This window comes from Kosakonia sp. S57 (assembly GCF_016516575.1).
In the GTDB taxonomy this organism is placed as follows: domain Bacteria; phylum Pseudomonadota; class Gammaproteobacteria; order Enterobacterales; family Enterobacteriaceae; genus Kosakonia; species Kosakonia cowanii.
Window position 1 is genome coordinate 76,042 of record NZ_JACVUL010000005.1, and the last position, 17,148, is coordinate 93,189.

Genomic DNA, 17,148 nt, shown 5'->3' on the forward strand with positions numbered 1-17,148 from the left:
TTTATTTGCTCACGCTTCTTCCATTACCCGCCGATCGCGTTCTAAACATTGCAAAGCAAGTACGGATAATTCTCGTGAAAATACTGGTCACCGGTGGTGCAGGCTTTATTGGCTCTGCAGTTGTGCGTCATATTGTTAATAACACTCAGGATCATGTGGTTAATGTTGATAAATTAACCTATGCCGGAAATCTGCAATCATTAGCAGAAGTTGATAAGAGCGCCCGTTATGCGTTTGAGCATGCAGACATCTGTGATGGCGCAGCGATGGCGCGTATTTTCGCTGAACATCAACCTGATGCAGTGATGCACCTGGCCGCAGAGAGCCATGTAGACCGTTCCATTACCGGCCCGGCCGCCTTTATCGAAACCAATATTATGGGTACTTACGTTCTGCTCGAAGCAGCCCGTCAATATAGGGCGCAACTGGATGAGGTACGTAAAGCCGCGTTTCGCTTCCACCACATCTCGACTGACGAGGTTTATGGCGATCTGCCTCATCCGGATGAAGTTGCCGCTGACGAAAAGCTGCCACTTTTCACCGAAACCACCGCCTATGCACCGAGTAGCCCTTACTCTGCTTCCAAAGCCTCTAGCGATCATCTCGTGCGCGCATGGCGCAGGACCTATGGCTTCCCTACCATTGTGACGAACTGCTCTAACAATTACGGTCCATTCCACTTCCCTGAAAAACTGATTCCGCTGGTGATCCTCAACGCCCTTGAAGGTAAGCCGCTGCCAATTTATGGCAAAGGCGACCAGATCCGTGACTGGCTTTATGTGGAGGATCATGCCCGTGCGCTCTATACGGTAGTGACCGAGGGCGTTGCAGGTGAAACCTATAACATCGGTGGCCATAACGAAAAACAGAACCTTGATGTGGTACACACCATCTGCGATCTGCTTGACGAAATCGTGCCGAAAGCCAGTTCCTACCGCGATCAGATTACCTATGTAACTGACCGTCCGGGCCACGATCGCCGTTACGCGATTGACGCAGATAAAATCAGCCGCGAACTAGGCTGGAAGCCGCAGGAAACCTTTGAAAGCGGTATTCGTAAAACGGTTGAGTGGTATTTAGCCAATACCGCATGGGTTGAAAATGTGAAGAGCGGTGCTTACCAGTCCTGGATCGAGCAAAACTACGGGGAACGCAGCCAATGAATATTCTGCTGTTTGGCAAAAACGGACAAGTTGGCTGGGAACTTCAACGCGCCCTTGCACCCCTTGGCAATGTCACTGCGCTGGATTTCCAGTCAAAAGAGTATTGCGGCGACTTCTCTAATCCAGAAGGTGTGGCTGAGACGGTCCGCCGTATCAAGCCCGATGTGATCGTCAATGCTGCTGCTCATACGGCAGTTGATAAAGCAGAGTCTGAAGTCGAGTTTGCTTCGCTGCTTAACGCGAAAAGTGTCGAGGCGATTGCTCGAGAAGCGGCAAAGATCGATGCGTGGGTTGTACACTACTCAACGGATTACGTTTTTCCCGGCAACGGTGATAAGCCGTGGGTTGAAACGGATAGCACCGCGCCCCTGAACGTCTACGGTCAAACAAAACTGGATGGTGAAAACGCGCTGCGTGCAAATTGCCCGAAGCATCTGATTTTTCGCACCAGCTGGGTCTATGCCGGTAAAGGCAACAACTTCGCAAAAACAATGCTTAATCTGGCGAAAACGCGTCAGGAACTTTCCATTATCAACGATCAGTTCGGTGCTCCGACGGGCGCCGAACTGCTTGCTGACTGCACCGCGCATGCTATTCGCACTGCGCTGACGGATCCACAAGTAGCGGGTCTGTATCATCTGGTCGCAGGCGGTGAGACGTGCTGGCACGACTATGCCGCACTGGTTTTCGCTGAAGCCCGTGAAGCAGGCATCGAGCTCGCTCTCACAAAATTAAACCCTGTAGCGACCGAGAGTTTCCCAACGCCCGCGAAACGACCGCACAATTCAAGGCTGAATACCGAGAAGTTTCAGCGCACTTTTGGCCTGGTTCTCCCGCACTGGGAACAGGGCGTAAAAAGAATGTTGGCAGAGTTGTTCACTACAACAGCTCTTTAACTCATTGTTTGAGATAGCGAAATGAAAACACGGAAAGGTATTATTCTGGCAGGTGGTTCTGGTACACGTCTTTATCCGGTCACCATGGCTGTCAGTAAGCAATTGCTGCCAATTTACGACAAACCGATGATTTACTACCCGCTCTCCACCCTGATGCTGGCGGGCATTCGCGATGTGCTGATTATCAGTACGCCGCAAGATACGCCCCGCTTTGAACAGCTGCTGGGTGACGGTAGCCAGTGGGGCTTGAACCTGCAATATAAAGTGCAGCCGAGCCCGGATGGGCTTGCGCAGGCATTTATTATTGGCGAAGAGTTTATTGGCAACGATGCTTGTGCGTTGGTACTTGGCGATAATATTTTTTACGGACACGATCTGCCGAAACTCCTGGAGAGCGCGGTTAATCAGGAAAGTGGCGCAACGGTGTTCGCTTACCACGTTAACGATCCCGAACGCTATGGCGTGGTGGAGTTTAACTCTGAAGGCACCGCTATCAGCCTGGAAGAGAAGCCGACAGAACCGAAAAGTAACTATGCTGTCACCGGTCTCTACTTCTATGATAATGACGTCGTTGAGATGGCAAAAAGCCTGAAACCTTCGGCGCGTGGCGAACTTGAAATTACCGATATCAACCGTCTTTATTTAGAGCAGGGCAGGTTGTCAGTTGCGATGATGGGCCGTGGTTATGCGTGGCTGGATACCGGAACGCATCAAAGCCTGATTGAGGCCAGCAACTTCATTGCGACGATTGAAGAACGTCAGGGCCTAAAAGTTTCTTGCCCTGAAGAGATCGCTTTTCGCCAGGGATTTATTGATGAGAATAAATTGAGAGAACTGGCCGCTCCGCTTAATAAAAATAACTACGGCAAGTATTTAATGAAATTAGCGAATAAAAAAGTATAGTCTATGTTGATAAAAAATGCTCTGATAAGGAATAGCACATTTAACCTTGCCGGATATGTTATACCAACTCTGATTGCTATTCCTGCTTTGGGTTTTATTGCAAGAGCGCTAGGTCCTGAGTTGTTTGGTATATATACACTTGCAATGGCGCTAGTAGGTTATGCCAGTATTTTTGATTTTGGGCTAACCAGGGCTATTATCCGCGAGATAGCGCTATATAAAGATGATCAAAATGAAAAAAACAGAATAATCTCGACGTCGACATTGTTTCTGGCCGGCATAAGTGTATTTCTGTCTTTGTTAATTTATTTTAAAATTGATACGGTTATTGCTTTTATTAACGTATCTGACAGTTATAAAGTAGATGCAAAGCACGCGCTTGAAATATTATTATTCGCTATTCCCTTATTTATCCTCAATCAGCTATGGGTTTCAATACTTGAGGGTGAAGAAAAGTTTGGCGTATTAAATATTCAGAAAACCATATCAAACACCTTTATAGTAGGGTTGCCTGCGGTTTTAGTATATTACAATGTCAGCCTTGTCTCTGCTGTCTCAGGTTTGATTGCTGGTAGGTTCATTTCATTTGTAATATCTTTCCTGGTATTACGAAAAGATATAGTTGCAGCGGGCCTGGCTTTTCATCCAAAAGTATTTAAACGTCTGGTCTATTTTGGTGGCTGGATGACTGTAAGTAATATAATAAGCCCAATGATGGTTTATTTTGACCGTTTTATTATATCTTACATTTTGGGTGCGAAGAACGTAGGCTACTATACCGCGCCTGCTGAAATCATTTCGCGGATGAGTATTGTACCCACTTCCATTTCAAGAGCGGTATTCCCAAGGTTAAGTGGTTTATCAGATATAGCTAAGTTTAAAAAAGAACTTAAATTCTCGTATTTGATAATGGCTTTAATCTGTGTTCCCTTAGTAGCATTTTGCTTGATTTTCTCTGGGAAGATAATGTATTACTGGTTAGGGCCCCAATATTTTATAAAATCTTCTGAAATATTTTTTATTCTGTTAACGGGCTTTTTGTTCAATTCATTAGCGCAGATCCCGTTTTCAGCTATTCAGTCGCTAGGAAAATCTAAAATAACAGCATTATTACATTGCGCTGAAGTTATCCCATACTTTCTCGTTCTGTACGCACTCACAAGTCATTACGGATTGATTGGTACAGCATACGCATGGTCCATCAGAGTCATAATCGATTTTTTTGCTTTGTTTTTTATTTCTGCAATGTTAAATAAAAGACATTGATACACAACGGAGTTTTCGTGAATATTCAAGAAACAAAACTGCAAGGTTTGTTTGTTATCGAACCTACAATTTATCAAGACGAACGTGGTTTCTTTTTTGAAAGCTATAATGAAAGAAAGTTTATTGAGGCAACAGGCAAAAAAGTAGATTTCGTTCAGGATAATCATTCACAATCGACACGAGGAGTCTTACGCGGGCTACATTTTCAGAATGAACCTCATGCGCAAGGTAAACTGGTGAGATGTATCCGCGGAGAAGTATACGACGTTGCCGTTGATATACGGCCTGATTCGACTACCTTTGGGCAATGGTTTGGGGCAACGCTGTCTGCCAGCAATAAAAAGCAACTTTGGATACCAGAAGGTTTTGCTCACGGTTTTCTTACATTGAGCGACGAAGCTGAGTTTTGTTATAAAACAACCAACTTTTATAATCCTGTGAGTGAAGGCTGTATCATCTGGAATGATAAGGATCTAAACATTACTTGGCCATTAGATTGCGAACCCGTTGTATCTCACAAAGATCAAATGGGAAATACATTCGCTGATTTAATGCTAAACAGGAAATGATAAAGGGTATAATGTGGCAACAATTAACAAGTTTGCTTCTCTTTTTATTGCATTTTCGCTTTTTTTATTTCTTATCGATGTGGTTCTGCTGGGTTCTGGCGCATGGAGCATCAATATTGTAGGGCTTTCTTTAAGGAAAGTAGAATATGCAATATTGCTGGGCATGGTACTTATTACAATAAATAATTCTCGTGCCTATGTTTACTTGTGCGCTATCATTGTTTTTTGCGCAGTGTTTGGCGTAATAGTTCCACTACTTAATGATGTAAAGTTAGAGTACGCGACGACTGAGCTGCTTTCATTATTTGGAATAATGTTATGTCCACTTATTGTGCAAAATAACTATATTTCGACAAACTGGCTAAAAATAAGACGATTGTTGTTAATTTTGTGCATAATAAGTGCCTTTTTTCACATTGCCATTTGGCTTATCGGACTTTCCGGTTCTGCCTCTATTAACAGTGTGAAGTTCTTTTTAATGAAGATATTAACTGCAGGGGATGCTGGTGCAATCGATAATATTATTATCGCTGACACCCCCGATGGTTTATTTAGAGTATTACTCCCCAGTAGCTCTTTGCTGGTTATAGGGTTTTATCTGTCATTACAAAAGTTATTACACGATCGCAGGCTCAGGGATTATGTGATGGTATTTGTTATGGCTCTGGCTCTTTTCAGTACCTGGACCCGTGCACTCTACTTATCACCTATTTTAATTGTGTTGGGATTGCTCATCTATAAATTATGTCCATTGTCACTAAAACTCGGTGGGTTTGGAACATTTTCTCTCATCACATTTTTGATAGTCTTGTTTGTCCTTGTTTCTGGTGCCATGGTGCACCCAGATGTTTTAGTGCTTCTGGGCATTGCAAGCGACACAAGTGATGGTGTCAGATTCGAACAGGTAGCATGGATATTAGACACATTTTTATCGCACCCTATTTTTGGCACCGGGCTCGGCGGAAGTGCAACCCATGTTCGTTCAGTGATTGCACCATGGACCTATGAGATGAGCTTACTGGCTTTAATCATGAAAATAGGCATTGTGGGTTGCGTTTCTTTTATAATAATTAGCGCAGCGCAAATTCCCTATTTCTTTGCTAACTTTTTCAACGGTAGACGGTTGCCAGCACAAAAGGTGGTATGGCTGTTATTTTCTCTATCCATCTTGATCATGTTCTCTACAAACCCGTTTATGCTATCTTTCCCCGGTGTGACTCTAACATTCTTTATTCTGGGTGAATTGAATTATTTAAAAAATGAGTATAACAATGAATACATTAGTTAGGGCTGTTATAGTTATTTGCTTCAACCCAATGGAAAGTAAAATTAAAAACTTAATTAATAAAGTTAGCGGTGAAGGGACCGTTGTTTATATCGCGAATAATGGCGGCATGAGTGTTGAACTCATTGATTCGCTCAAAAGCGAGGGGGTTGAAGTTATCACCTTTGATGAAAATCTGGGGTTAGGGAAAGCGATTAACGAAATTGCAGAAATAGTCCCACAAACAGTCAGAGTAATATTCACTTTCGATCAGGATAGCTCGCCGCCAGAAAACTATATATTGAGAACCTGGGATCATTATGTGAGACTTACTGAAAGGCAAGAAAAATTGGGCGTGTTAACCCCGAGTTTTGTTGATGCTCGTTCAGGATATCAGTATCAACAAAAAGCCATTGCCACTGGCGAGGAATTCACAGAGCTAACCATAACACTTCAATCTGGTATGTGTATTCCAATAGATGTCTGGCGGGAGAATAAATTCAATCCAGAATTGTTTATAGAGTTTGTTGATACAGAATGGTGTTATAGAATTAAAAGCAAAGGCTATAAGGTGCTGCAAATGAATGATGTTGTTATGCACCATGAAGTTTCAGATCAGGCACCAAAAGAATTTTTTGGCTTCAAACTGCTGAAATACAAACCCATACGCCGGTATTACTTTTTCCGCAATGCCATTTTCCTGTTAAAACAGAGTTATGTACCCTTATACAATAAAGTTCGCTTACTTACCGGAGCATGCAACCGAATACTGGCTATTGCGCTATTAGACGATTTCAAAATTGCCTCATACAAACAAAGTTTATTTGGTATTTTGGATGGAATTAAGCTTGGAAGAAAATGAAAAAAATACTCATCATTTGTACTAAATATCCATTGGCCCAAAATAGCACATGGTTGACACGAGAGCTCGCCGAAGAGCTGCAGGGTCGGGACTATGAGGTTGATGTAGTATGTATTGACTGGTCAAAAGCATCCACCAGACAAAAATTAAAATTAAATAATATCAATATATACAACACGACCTCTATTGGAATGAATAGTGGTGGTTTTTTTAATTTTATAGTGAAATGGATAGGGTCATCTGTCTATGCTGCCCTGTGTGCTTCTAAATATGTTTTTAAAAGACATGATCTGGTTATAGGGTTTTCCCCCTGTGTTTCTTCCTGGTTTTTAATACTACTAAGTAAAATTTTCTCGAAAAAGTCTCTTTTAATATACTGGGATTTTTTCCCTATACATCAAGTTGAAATTAACTTGATCAAAGGAAAAACCAAAGAAAAAGCCCTTAAGATTTTTGAAAAGGTTTTAGTAAACTTATTCGATTATGTGGGCTGTATGTCACCAAAAAACTGTAAGTTTTTGGAGGAGTACTTTGGTGTCAGATCGAAAAAATCCTTTGAATTACCGATATGGAGTGAAGACCTGCCTCCCACTTTGAATTTCGATAAGACTGAAAATGAATTTCCATATATTAATGATGAATCAATATATTTCATTTTCGGTGGGCAAATCGATTATGGTCGCGGCGTAGAATGCATCCTGGAAGCGGCGCGACTGGCGCATGAAAAGAATAATAAGGTAAAAACCATTGTTATTGGGCGTGGCAGATTTACCGATAAGGTTATTGCTGAAGCGAATAATGAAGGTAGTGGGGTTATCTATTCGGATCATATCTCACGCGAAAGTTATTTAAAATTGGTGTCATTTTGTCGGGCAGGGATTATTGCTACGGTACCGAACGTTTCTGTGCCAACGTATCCATCCAAAAGCCTCGACTATATGAAACTTGGCTTGCCTGTTATTGCATCAATTGAAAGTACTACCGACTTTGGTGAAATAATACAAAATGCAGATGCAGGGCTTTGCTGTTCTGCGGGTAATGCGGATGAACTGGCTACTTCCATGTTGTTTCTGGCTGAAAATGCTGAAGTAGCGAGCATCAAGGGTAAAAACGCCAATGCTTTATTTAAAGCAAGGCATGAAGTTAAGAAAGTCGTAAGTAATTTATTAAATTCTATCAATGAGGCTTGAAATGTTTAATGGTAAAACTCTTCTCATCACGGGTGGTACAGGATCTTTTGGAAATGCCGTTTTGCGCCGCTTCCTTGATACAGATATTGCTGAAATAAGAATTTTTAGCCGTGATGAAAAAAAACAAGATGACATGCGGAAGAAATATAACAGCAATAAGCTGAAGTTCTACATCGGTGATGTTCGCGATTACAACAGTATTAGCAACGCCACACGCGGTGTTGATTTTATCTATCATGCTGCAGCGCTTAAACAAGTACCGTCCTGTGAGTTCCACCCGATGGAGGCCGTTAAAACTAACGTCCTCGGCACAGAAAACGTACTTGAAGCCGCTATTAACAATGAAGTGAAACGTGTTGTTTGCCTCAGTACTGACAAAGCGGTCTATCCTATCAATGCCATGGGTATCTCCAAGGCAATGATGGAGAAAGTCATGGTCGCTAAATCCCGTAATGTGAACAGCGCAAAAACGGTGATTTGCGGTACGCGTTATGGCAACGTTATGGCTTCTCGTGGCTCGGTGATTCCTCTGTTTGTTGACCTGATTCAAGCGGGCAAAGCGCTGACGATTACCGATCCGAACATGACGCGTTTCATGATGACGCTGGAAGATGCGGTTGATCTGGTGCTTTATGCCTTTGAGCACGGTAACAACGGTGATATTTTCGTCCAGAAAGCGCCTGCTGCAACGATTGAGACGCTGGCCATTGCTCTGAAAGAGCTGTTGAATGTTAACGATCATCCGATCAATGTTATTGGTACTCGCCATGGCGAAAAACTTTACGAAGCGCTGCTGAGCCGTGAAGAGATGATCGCCTCCATTGATATGGGTGATTACTACCGTGTACCGCCTGATCTGCGTGACCTGAACTACGGAAAATACGTAGAACAAGGTGATACCCGTATCTCTGCGGTGGACGATTATAACTCTCACAATACACAGCGACTCGATGTCGAAGGCATGAAAACGCTGCTGCTGAAGCTGCCGTTTATCCGTGCACTGCGTGATGGTAAAAACTACGAGCTGGATGCCTGATATGAAGATCCTGATTACTGGAGCTGATGGTTTCATCGGACGCAACCTATGCTTACGCCTTCAGGAAGCAGGGTACGCTGACCTTATTAAAATTGATCGCGCTTCAAGCGCAGATGATCTTGAAAGCGGGCTGCAAGAAGCCGATTTCATTTATCATCTGGCGGGCATTAATCGGCCAAAAAACGTTGAAGAGTTTGCGGAAGGTAACAGCAATCTGACGCAGCGTCTTGTCGATACTCTGTTAGCGAAGCAGAAAAAGACGCCGATTATGATCAGTTCTTCGATTCAGGCAGAACTGGATAATGCGTATGGTCAGAGTAAAGCTGCGGCAGAAAAAGAGATTGAGCGTTACGCTGCACAGAGCGGGGCGGCTTATTACATTTACCGTTATCCAAATGTATTCGGTAAATGGTGTAAACCGAACTACAACTCCTTCGTCGCGACTTTCTGCCACAATATTGCCAACAATATCGACATTGTTGTCAATGACCCATCAGCACCGGTAAATCTGGTTTATATCGATGACGTTTGTACGCATGCCATTAAATTACTTACGGCAGCGAGTGAAAGCGGATATAAGGACGTGACGCCGGTTTATTCAACGTCCGTTGGCGAGGTAGCGGAGTTAATTAACCGCTTTAAGAATAGCCGTTCCACACTGATCACTGAAGAAGTCGGGACGGGTTTCACCCGCGCGTTATATTCAACATGGTTGAGTTATATATCTGCTGAAGAATTTGCCTATACGGTGCCGTCTTATGGCGATGCTCGTGGGATCTTTTGTGAAATGTTGAAAACGCCTTCTGCGGGGCAGTTTTCATTCTTCACCGCGCACCCCGGTATCACCCGCGGCGGGCACTATCATCACAGCAAAAATGAGAAGTTCCTGGTCATTCGTGGTCAGGCCTGCTTCCGATTCGAGCATGTGATTACCGGCGAACGTTATGAACTGAATGTTTCTTCTGATGAATTTAAAATCGTTGAAACGGTTCCGGGTTGGACCCATGACGTTACGAATATTGGCGATGATGATTTAATAGTCATGCTCTGGGCAAACGAAATTTTCAATCGTGATGAGCCTGATACTATTGCGAGATCTCTGTAATGAAAAAATTAAAAATTATGACCGTGGTTGGGACGCGCCCCGAAATTATCCGTTTGTCACGAGTTTTGGCTAAACTGGATGACCATTGCGAACATATTATTGTCCATACAGGACAAAACTATGATTATGAATTAAATGAAGTTTTCTTTAATGACCTTGGCGTACGCAAACCAGATTATTTCTTAAACGCTGCGGGAAAAAACGCGGCTGAAACGATTGGTCAGGTCATCATTAAAGTAGATGAAGTTTTAGAGAAGGAAAAACCGGAAGCTATGCTGGTGTTGGGTGATACCAACTCCTGTATTTCCGCTATCCCTGCCAAGCGTCGTAAAGTGCCAATCTTCCACATGGAAGCGGGCAATCGCTGTTTCGATCAGCGTGTACCGGAAGAGACCAACCGCCGCATTGTTGACCACACTGCTGACATCAATATGACCTACAGCGATATTGCACGTGAATATCTTCTTGCTGAAGGGATCCCGGCGGATCGCATCATTAAAACCGGCAGTCCGATGTTTGAAGTGCTTTCATACTACATGCCGCAAATTGATGGTTCTGATGTGCTTACACGTCTGAATCTGCGCCCGGGTGAATTCTTTGTCGTGAGCGCGCACCGTGAAGAGAACGTCGACTCGCCAAAACAGCTCATTAAACTCGCGACCACGCTGAATACTATCGCTGAGAAATATAATCTTCCCGTGATCGTCTCCACGCACCCGCGTACGCGTAATCGTATTAACGAGCAGGGGATTGAGTTCCACCCGCTGATCAATCTGCTGAAGCCGTTAGGTTTCCATGATTACAACCATCTGCAGAAAAACTCGCGTGCGGTGCTTTCCGACAGCGGCACGATCACTGAAGAATCCTCCATCATGAATTTCCCGGCGCTTAATATCCGTGAAGCACATGAGCGTCCTGAAGGGTTCGAAGAAGCATCTGTAATGATGGTTGGGCTGGAGTGTGAGCGCGTTCTGCAGGCGCTGGATGTACTGGCAACTCAGCCGCGCGGCGAGACCCGCCTGTTGCGACAGGTTAGTGATTACAGCATGCCGAATGTGTCGGACAAAGTTGTCAGAATCGTTCACTCTTATACAGATTACGTCAAGAGAGTCGTCTGGAAAGAATATTGATGAAACTAGCTTTAATCATAGATGATTACCTGCCCAAAAGTACCCGCGTTGGCGCGAAGATGTTTCATGAGTTAGCTCAGGAACTTATCCGGCGCGGTCACGATGTTACGGTAATTACCCCTGATACAAGCCTGCAAAAGGAGGTGTCATTTGACACCTTTCAGGGAGTTAATACATGGCGTTTCAAAAGTGGGCCACTGAAGGATGTGAGTAAAGTTAAGCGAGCCATTAATGAAACGCTCTTGTCTTACCGGGCGTGGAAATCCATTAAGAGTCGGATCAAAAAAGAGACTTTTGATGGAGTGGTTTATTACTCACCCTCCATATTTTGGGGGCATCTCGTTAAGAAGATTAAAGCTCGTTGTCAATGTCCAGCCTATCTTGTGTTGAGAGATATGTTCCCTCAATGGGTAATTGACGCAGGAATGCTAAAAGCGGGATCTCCGGTTGAACGCTATTTCCGTCTGTTCGAAAGATCGTCTTACCGGCAGGCAGACCATATCGGCCTCATGTCCATTAAAAATCTCGAAGTCTTTCAGATGTCAAACAAATGCTATCCTTGCGAGGTTCTGCATAATTGGGCATCTGTTAAGCCTGGGATATTAACTCAGGAATATGTGTCGTTACGTAAGCGTCTTGGCCTGGAAGATAAAGTTATTTTCTTCTATGGCGGAAATATTGGTCATGCGCAGGATATGGCGAATCTGATGCGTCTGGCGCGGCGGATGGCGGAATATCCACAGGCCCATTTCCTCTTTGTTGGTCAAGGTGATGAAGTTGGTTTAATTAACTCGCTAGCTGCTAGCTGGGCATTGCCCAATTTCACCTATCTTGATTCAGTCAGCCAGGATGAATTCAAATCTATTTTGGCTGAGGTGGATATTGGTCTGTTTTCGCTTTCTGCAAAACACTCCTCGCATAATTTCCCCGGCAAACTACTCGGTTACATGGTCAATTCGTTGCCTATCTTAGGCAGCGTGAATGCCGGTAACGATCTGCTCGATATCGTGAATCAAAATAATGCGGGATTAATTCATATCAACGGTGAAGATGACAAACTTCACCAGTCTGCGCTGTTAATGCTTCAGGATAGTGATGCGCGCCGCCGATTTGGCCTCGGCGCTAATCGATTGTTGCAAGAGCAGTTCTCCGTAGAATCTGCAGCACAGACGATCGAAACGAGGCTGGAGGCATGCAATGCGATTAATTGAGAGTGACCAACTTGAGGCGCTCTACCAACAAGCCGAGCAATCAGAGCGCCTGCGTTCTCATCTATTGTTACACCACTCTCATCAGGAGAAAGTGCAACGGCTGCTGATTGCTTTGGCCAAGGGCAGCTACGTTGAACCTCATTACCATGAGCTTCCACACCAGTGGGAAATGTTTATTGTCATGGAGGGACAGCTTCAGGTCTGCTTGCATGGCAAAGATGGTGAGATTGTTAAGCAATTTATTGTTGGGGAAAATACTGGAATAAGTGTGGTGGAGTTTTCTCCTGGAGACATACACAGCGTCAAATGCGTATCACCGCGAGCACTTATGATGGAAGTGAAGGAGGGGCCTTTCGATCCCTCCTTTGCCAAAGCGTTCGTTTAGAAACGCATCTTACGCTATCTACCTATACTGATCCTGAGTTAACATCTTTTGCACATTCAAGCCGCGTATAGTTCGCGGTGACCACACCTGACAGGAGTATGTAATGTCCAAGCAACAAATCGGCGTTGTTGGTATGGCCGTGATGGGGCGCAACCTGGCGCTGAACATCGAAAGCCGTGGCTATACCGTTTCTATCTTCAACCGCTCGCGCGAAAAAACCGAAGAAGTTGTTGCCGAGAACCCAGGCAAAAAGCTGGTTCCTTACTACACCGTACAAGAATTTGTCGAATCTCTGGAAACTCCCCGCCGCATTCTGCTGATGGTGAAAGCCGGCGCGGGTACCGATGCCGCGATTGATTCCCTGAAGCCGTACCTGGATAAAGGCGACATCATCATTGATGGCGGTAACACCTTCTTCCACGACACTATCCGCCGTAACCGTGAACTCTCAGCGGAAGGCTTCAACTTTATCGGCACCGGCGTCTCCGGTGGTGAAGAGGGCGCGCTGAAAGGGCCTTCTATCATGCCTGGCGGCCAGAAAGAGGCTTACGAGCTGGTTGCGCCGATCCTGACCAAAATTGCCGCGGTAGCTGAAGATGGCGAGCCGTGCGTTACCTATATCGGTCCTGACGGTGCCGGTCACTATGTCAAAATGGTGCACAACGGTATCGAATATGGCGATATGCAGCTTATCGCAGAAGCCTACGCTCTGCTGAAAGGTGGCCTGAACCTCTCTAACGACGAGCTGGCGAAAACCTTCAGCGAGTGGAATGCAGGCGAGCTGAGCAGCTATCTGATCGACATCACCAAAGATATCTTCACTAAGAAAGATGAAGAGGGCACTTACCTGGTTGATGTGATCCTGGATGAAGCGGCTAACAAAGGTACCGGTAAATGGACCAGCCAGAGCTCGCTGGATCTCGGCGAACCTCTGTCACTGATCACCGAATCGGTATTCGCACGTTACATCTCCTCCCTGAAAGAGCAGCGTGTTGCGGCCTCTAAAGTGCTCTCCGGCCCGCAGTCTAAACCGGCTGGTGATAAAGCGGAGTTCATTGAGAAAGTGCGTCGCGCCCTTTATCTGGGCAAAATCGTCTCCTACGCGCAGGGCTTCTCTCAGCTGCGTGCCGCCTCTGACGAGCACAACTGGGATCTGAACTACGGCGAAATCGCGAAGATCTTCCGCGCGGGCTGCATCATTCGCGCGCAGTTCCTGCAGAAAATCACCGATGCCTATGCAGAAAACCCGGCTATCGCTAACCTGCTGCTGGCCCCTTACTTCAAGCAGATCGCTGATGATTACCAGCAGGCGCTGCGCGATGTTGTCGCCTATGCGGTACAGAACGGTATTCCGGTACCGACTTTCTCTGCGGCAGTCGCTTACTATGACAGCTACCGCTCTGCGGTGCTGCCGGCGAACCTGATTCAGGCGCAGCGTGACTACTTCGGCGCGCACACTTACAAGCGCACTGATAAAGACGGCGTATTCCATACGGAATGGCTGGATTAATCTGATAATCATTCGTCCGTTTTATACAAGCCCGGTTGTCGCAACCGGGCTTTTTTTCATCGAAACCGCGATAATTACGGGGATCGGGCATTTATTTTTAGGAATAAAGCCACACAAACTCAGGCAGGGCGCGCTTTGCAGCCGCTGTTTGTCTTATTGACACTCTCTCAACGGAAGAGGTAAAAACCCCAACAGTTATTGATTTAAAGCGGTGGCGATGGGATCGTCACCTCCGGTTTCATACACTGACAAAAGTTGCTTATCGAATGAAAATAACAATCTCCGGAACAGGTTACGTTGGGTTATCAAACGGGATCCTAATCGCGCAGAACCATGAAGTCGTCGCGCTCGATATTGTGCAGTCCAAAGTGGATATGCTTAATGAGAAAATTTCTCCGATCGTGGATAAAGAGATTGAGGAGTATTTACAGACTAAGCCGCTCAATTTCCGCGCAACTACGGATAAGCATGACGCCTACCGCAACGCGGATTACGTGATTATCGCCACGCCGACCGATTACGATCCGAAATCCAACTACTTCAATACCAGCAGCGTAGAGTCGGTGATCTGCGATGTTCACGCCATCAACCCTCAGGCGGTGATGATTATCAAATCGACCATCCCGGTGGGCTTTACCCAGTCGATTAAAGAGAAGCTGGGCATCGATAATGTCATTTTCTCGCCAGAATTCCTGCGTGAAGGCAGAGCGCTATACGACAACCTGCATCCGTCACGTATCGTAATTGGCGAGCGCTCAGAACGCGCCGAGCGCTTTGCGGCACTGCTGCAGGAAGGCGCTATCAAACAAGATATTCCGGTACTGTTTACGGACTCCACCGAAGCAGAAGCGATCAAGTTGTTTGCCAACACCTATCTGGCAATGCGCGTCGCCTACTTTAACGAGCTGGACAGCTATGCCGAGAGCCTTGGCCTGAACACGCGTCAAATCATTGAGGGCGTCTGCCTTGATCCGCGCATCGGAAACCACTATAACAACCCCTCATTTGGTTACGGCGGCTACTGCCTGCCTAAAGATACCAAGCAGCTGCTGGCGAACTATCAGTCGGTGCCGAACAACATTATTTCGGCGATTGTTGATGCTAACCGCACGCGCAAAGACTTTATTGCTGACTCCATCCTGGCGCGCAAACCGAAAGTGGTCGGTATCTATCGTCTGGTGATGAAGAGCGGTTCGGACAACTTCCGCGCGTCGTCGATTCAGGGCATTATGAAGCGCATTAAAGCGAAGGGCGTGCAGGTCATCGTCTATGAGCCAGTGATGCAGGAAGATGAGTTCTTCCACTCGCGCGTGGTACGCGACCTCGAGGCATTTAAACAAGAGGCGGATGTGATCGTCTCCAATCGTATGGCGCGCGAACTGGCGGACGTAGAAGATAAAGTCTATACGCGCGATCTCTTCAATAATGATTAATCTGTAACCCTTCAAAGAGACGGCCCATCGGGCCGTCACCCTCTACCGGTAAAGGTAAAAAATGCATCGTATCCAGGAATGACAGAAATAAATCCGGCAGCGCGCTTAAATAATGCCTGCTAACATTTATTTACATGGATTCCTATAGCAAAAAAAAAGCGAACCGCTAAACTCGCGCTCTATAACTTTTTTTTTATGCTTCTCATTTAGGGTGGCTATGACACACGAAAACAATAACCTGTCTTTTCGACAGAACAACGACGCTGAGCAAATTGATTTAATTGATGTTTTAACGCAAATTTGGCGTGGTAAATGGATTATTGCCCTCTTTATTGTATTCAGCGTAGTTATTGCTGGGGTCTATATCGCTGTTGCGAAGGAAAAATGGACATCAGTTGCCGTCGTCAGTTCGCCTGATGCAAGCCAGATCGCCAGTTACACCAGCGCCATAAGCATGTTGAGTAACGATAATAAATTCGATATCACAGGGACTCAGCAACGCGTTATCAGCCGCTTTAGTACCGCATTTTCCGCCCTGGTAGAAACGCTTAGTAATCAGGAAGAGCCTGAAAAACTCACTATTGATTCAGCAGTACAGGGGCAGCCATTGCCACTCAAAGTCACTTATCAGGCCTCCTCAGCCAGAGAAGCGCAACAAAAACTGGCGGAGTATATTGAGCAAGTTGATCAGCAGATCTCCAAAGAACTGGTTGACGACCTGAACATTAATGCCAAAGCGCGCAAAACGGATTTGCTTGAATCGCTGGCAACTCAGGAAAAAGTAGCTCAGGAGCAGAAAGATTTGCGAATCAAGCAGATCTCCCAAGCGCTTGCTGTGGCTAAAGAGTCGAAAGTGCAGTCGCCGCAGGTACAGCAAACTGAAAATGTTTCGCAAGACACCATGTTTCTCCTCGGCAGTGCTGCGCTGGAATCGATGATTAAAAATGAGTCATCGCGTCCACTGGTCTTTTCTGATGATTACTACCGCGACAGAAAGAATCTGCTCGATCTGCAGGGGCTGAAGGTAACACCACAGGAGATTCACGCCTACCGCTATGTGATGAAACCTACCCTGCCGATTCACCGCGACAGTCCACGGCGTTCACTGGCCATTGTTCTGGCAGTGCTGATCGGCATTTTACTTGGCTCTGGGGTTGTGCTGACCCGTAACGCACTGCGAACCCACAAGCAGCGAGCGTAAAAAAGAAAAACCGGGCACTGCCCG

At 45.6% G+C, this 17,148-nt stretch carries 16 protein-coding genes; all 16 read left to right on the forward strand.

The annotated features are described in order from the left end of the window. The first annotated feature begins 74 nt into the window (after positions 1-74). The 16 genes from rfbB (at position 75) to wzzB (ending at position 17,124) form a co-directional block, all read left to right on the forward strand. Positions 75-1,163, forward strand: a complete 1,089-nt coding sequence (gene rfbB / locus IAE48_RS06405; protein WP_200133843.1) for a dTDP-glucose 4,6-dehydratase — start codon at positions 75-77, stop codon at positions 1,161-1,163. After that, positions 1,160-2,059, forward strand: coding sequence for a dTDP-4-dehydrorhamnose reductase (rfbD, locus tag IAE48_RS06410; RefSeq protein ID WP_139568098.1), 900 nt, complete (start codon positions 1,160-1,162; stop codon positions 2,057-2,059). Before rfbB ends, rfbD begins: the two co-directional genes overlap by 4 nt. Before the next feature lie 21 nt (positions 2,060-2,080). After that, positions 2,081-2,962 (forward strand): glucose-1-phosphate thymidylyltransferase RfbA, encoded by an 882-nt coding sequence (gene rfbA / locus IAE48_RS06415; RefSeq protein WP_139568097.1) that lies wholly within the window; start codon positions 2,081-2,083, stop codon positions 2,960-2,962. A gap of 3 nt (positions 2,963-2,965) precedes the next feature. Further along, on the forward strand, positions 2,966-4,228 hold the full coding sequence (locus IAE48_RS06420) for a flippase (protein ID WP_200133844.1): 1,263 nt from the start codon (positions 2,966-2,968) through the stop codon (positions 4,226-4,228). Between the two features lie 17 nt (positions 4,229-4,245). Further along, complete coding sequence (gene rfbC, locus IAE48_RS06425) at positions 4,246-4,797, forward strand: dTDP-4-dehydrorhamnose 3,5-epimerase (RefSeq protein WP_139568095.1); 552 nt, start codon at positions 4,246-4,248, stop codon at positions 4,795-4,797. 13 nt (positions 4,798-4,810) lie between these two features. Next, on the forward strand, positions 4,811-6,085 hold the full coding sequence (locus tag IAE48_RS06430) for a hypothetical protein (RefSeq protein ID WP_200133845.1): 1,275 nt from the start codon (positions 4,811-4,813) through the stop codon (positions 6,083-6,085). Beyond that, positions 6,069-6,923, forward strand: a complete 855-nt coding sequence (locus IAE48_RS06435) for a glycosyltransferase family 2 protein (protein WP_200133846.1) — start codon at positions 6,069-6,071, stop codon at positions 6,921-6,923. Before IAE48_RS06430 ends, IAE48_RS06435 begins: the two co-directional genes overlap by 17 nt. Then, a complete protein-coding gene (locus IAE48_RS06440) occupies positions 6,920-8,113 on the forward strand; it encodes a glycosyltransferase family 4 protein (protein ID WP_200133847.1) in 1,194 nt (397 codons plus the stop codon). The genes IAE48_RS06435 and IAE48_RS06440 overlap by 4 nt, the downstream gene beginning before the upstream one ends. Before the next feature lies 1 nt (position 8,114). After that, positions 8,115-9,149, forward strand: a complete 1,035-nt coding sequence (gene fnlA / locus IAE48_RS06445; protein ID WP_200133848.1) for a UDP-N-acetylglucosamine 4,6-dehydratase/5-epimerase — start codon at positions 8,115-8,117, stop codon at positions 9,147-9,149. Between the two features lies 1 nt (position 9,150). Then, positions 9,151-10,254 (forward strand): capsular polysaccharide biosynthesis protein CapF, encoded by a 1,104-nt coding sequence (locus tag IAE48_RS06450; RefSeq protein ID WP_200133849.1) that lies wholly within the window; start codon positions 9,151-9,153, stop codon positions 10,252-10,254. Continuing rightward, on the forward strand, positions 10,254-11,384 hold the full coding sequence (wecB, locus tag IAE48_RS06455) for a non-hydrolyzing UDP-N-acetylglucosamine 2-epimerase (protein WP_139568089.1): 1,131 nt from the start codon (positions 10,254-10,256) through the stop codon (positions 11,382-11,384). Before IAE48_RS06450 ends, wecB begins: the two co-directional genes overlap by 1 nt. Further along, positions 11,384-12,595, forward strand: coding sequence for a glycosyltransferase family 4 protein (locus IAE48_RS06460; protein ID WP_200133933.1), 1,212 nt, complete (start codon positions 11,384-11,386; stop codon positions 12,593-12,595). The genes wecB and IAE48_RS06460 overlap by 1 nt, the downstream gene beginning before the upstream one ends. Then, a complete protein-coding gene (locus IAE48_RS06465; RefSeq protein ID WP_200133850.1) occupies positions 12,582-12,980 on the forward strand; it encodes a WbuC family cupin fold metalloprotein in 399 nt (132 codons plus the stop codon). Before IAE48_RS06460 ends, IAE48_RS06465 begins: the two co-directional genes overlap by 14 nt. 103 nt (positions 12,981-13,083) lie before the next feature. Beyond that, positions 13,084-14,490, forward strand: coding sequence for an NADP-dependent phosphogluconate dehydrogenase (gene gndA, locus IAE48_RS06470; RefSeq protein ID WP_076770117.1), 1,407 nt, complete (start codon positions 13,084-13,086; stop codon positions 14,488-14,490). A gap of 266 nt (positions 14,491-14,756) precedes the next feature. Continuing rightward, positions 14,757-15,923 (forward strand): UDP-glucose 6-dehydrogenase, encoded by a 1,167-nt coding sequence (gene ugd / locus IAE48_RS06475; RefSeq protein WP_200133851.1) that lies wholly within the window; start codon positions 14,757-14,759, stop codon positions 15,921-15,923. A gap of 217 nt (positions 15,924-16,140) precedes the next feature. After that, the gene (gene wzzB / locus IAE48_RS06480; protein ID WP_200133852.1) at positions 16,141-17,124 is read left to right on the forward strand and encodes an LPS O-antigen chain length determinant protein WzzB; all 984 of its coding nucleotides are present in this window, start codon (positions 16,141-16,143) and stop codon (positions 17,122-17,124) included. Positions 17,125-17,148 lie beyond the last annotated feature (24 nt).

What these genes read in the sequence shown, in the direction of transcription:
- IAE48_RS06450 (WP_200133849.1), top strand. Translation starts at nt 9,151, where the DNA reads ATGAAGATCCTGATTACTGGAGCTGATGGTTTCATCGGACGCAACCTA.
- ugd (WP_200133851.1), top strand. Translation starts at nt 14,757, where the DNA reads ATGAAAATAACAATCTCCGGAACAGGTTACGTTGGGTTATCAAACGGG.
- rfbA (WP_139568097.1), top strand. Translation starts at nt 2,081, where the DNA reads ATGAAAACACGGAAAGGTATTATTCTGGCAGGTGGTTCTGGTACACGT.
- IAE48_RS06460 (WP_200133933.1), top strand. Translation starts at nt 11,384, where the DNA reads ATGAAACTAGCTTTAATCATAGATGATTACCTGCCCAAAAGTACCCGC.
- IAE48_RS06440 (WP_200133847.1), top strand. Translation starts at nt 6,920, where the DNA reads ATGAAAAAAATACTCATCATTTGTACTAAATATCCATTGGCCCAAAAT.
- fnlA (WP_200133848.1), top strand. Translation starts at nt 8,115, where the DNA reads ATGTTTAATGGTAAAACTCTTCTCATCACGGGTGGTACAGGATCTTTT.
- IAE48_RS06435 (WP_200133846.1), top strand. Translation starts at nt 6,069, where the DNA reads ATGAATACATTAGTTAGGGCTGTTATAGTTATTTGCTTCAACCCAATG.
- rfbD (WP_139568098.1), top strand. Translation starts at nt 1,160, where the DNA reads ATGAATATTCTGCTGTTTGGCAAAAACGGACAAGTTGGCTGGGAACTT.
- wecB (WP_139568089.1), top strand. Translation starts at nt 10,254, where the DNA reads ATGAAAAAATTAAAAATTATGACCGTGGTTGGGACGCGCCCCGAAATT.
- IAE48_RS06465 (WP_200133850.1), top strand. Translation starts at nt 12,582, where the DNA reads ATGCGATTAATTGAGAGTGACCAACTTGAGGCGCTCTACCAACAAGCC.
- wzzB (WP_200133852.1), top strand. Translation starts at nt 16,141, where the DNA reads ATGACACACGAAAACAATAACCTGTCTTTTCGACAGAACAACGACGCT.
- IAE48_RS06420 (WP_200133844.1), top strand. Translation starts at nt 2,966, where the DNA reads ATGTTGATAAAAAATGCTCTGATAAGGAATAGCACATTTAACCTTGCC.
- gndA (WP_076770117.1), top strand. Translation starts at nt 13,084, where the DNA reads ATGTCCAAGCAACAAATCGGCGTTGTTGGTATGGCCGTGATGGGGCGC.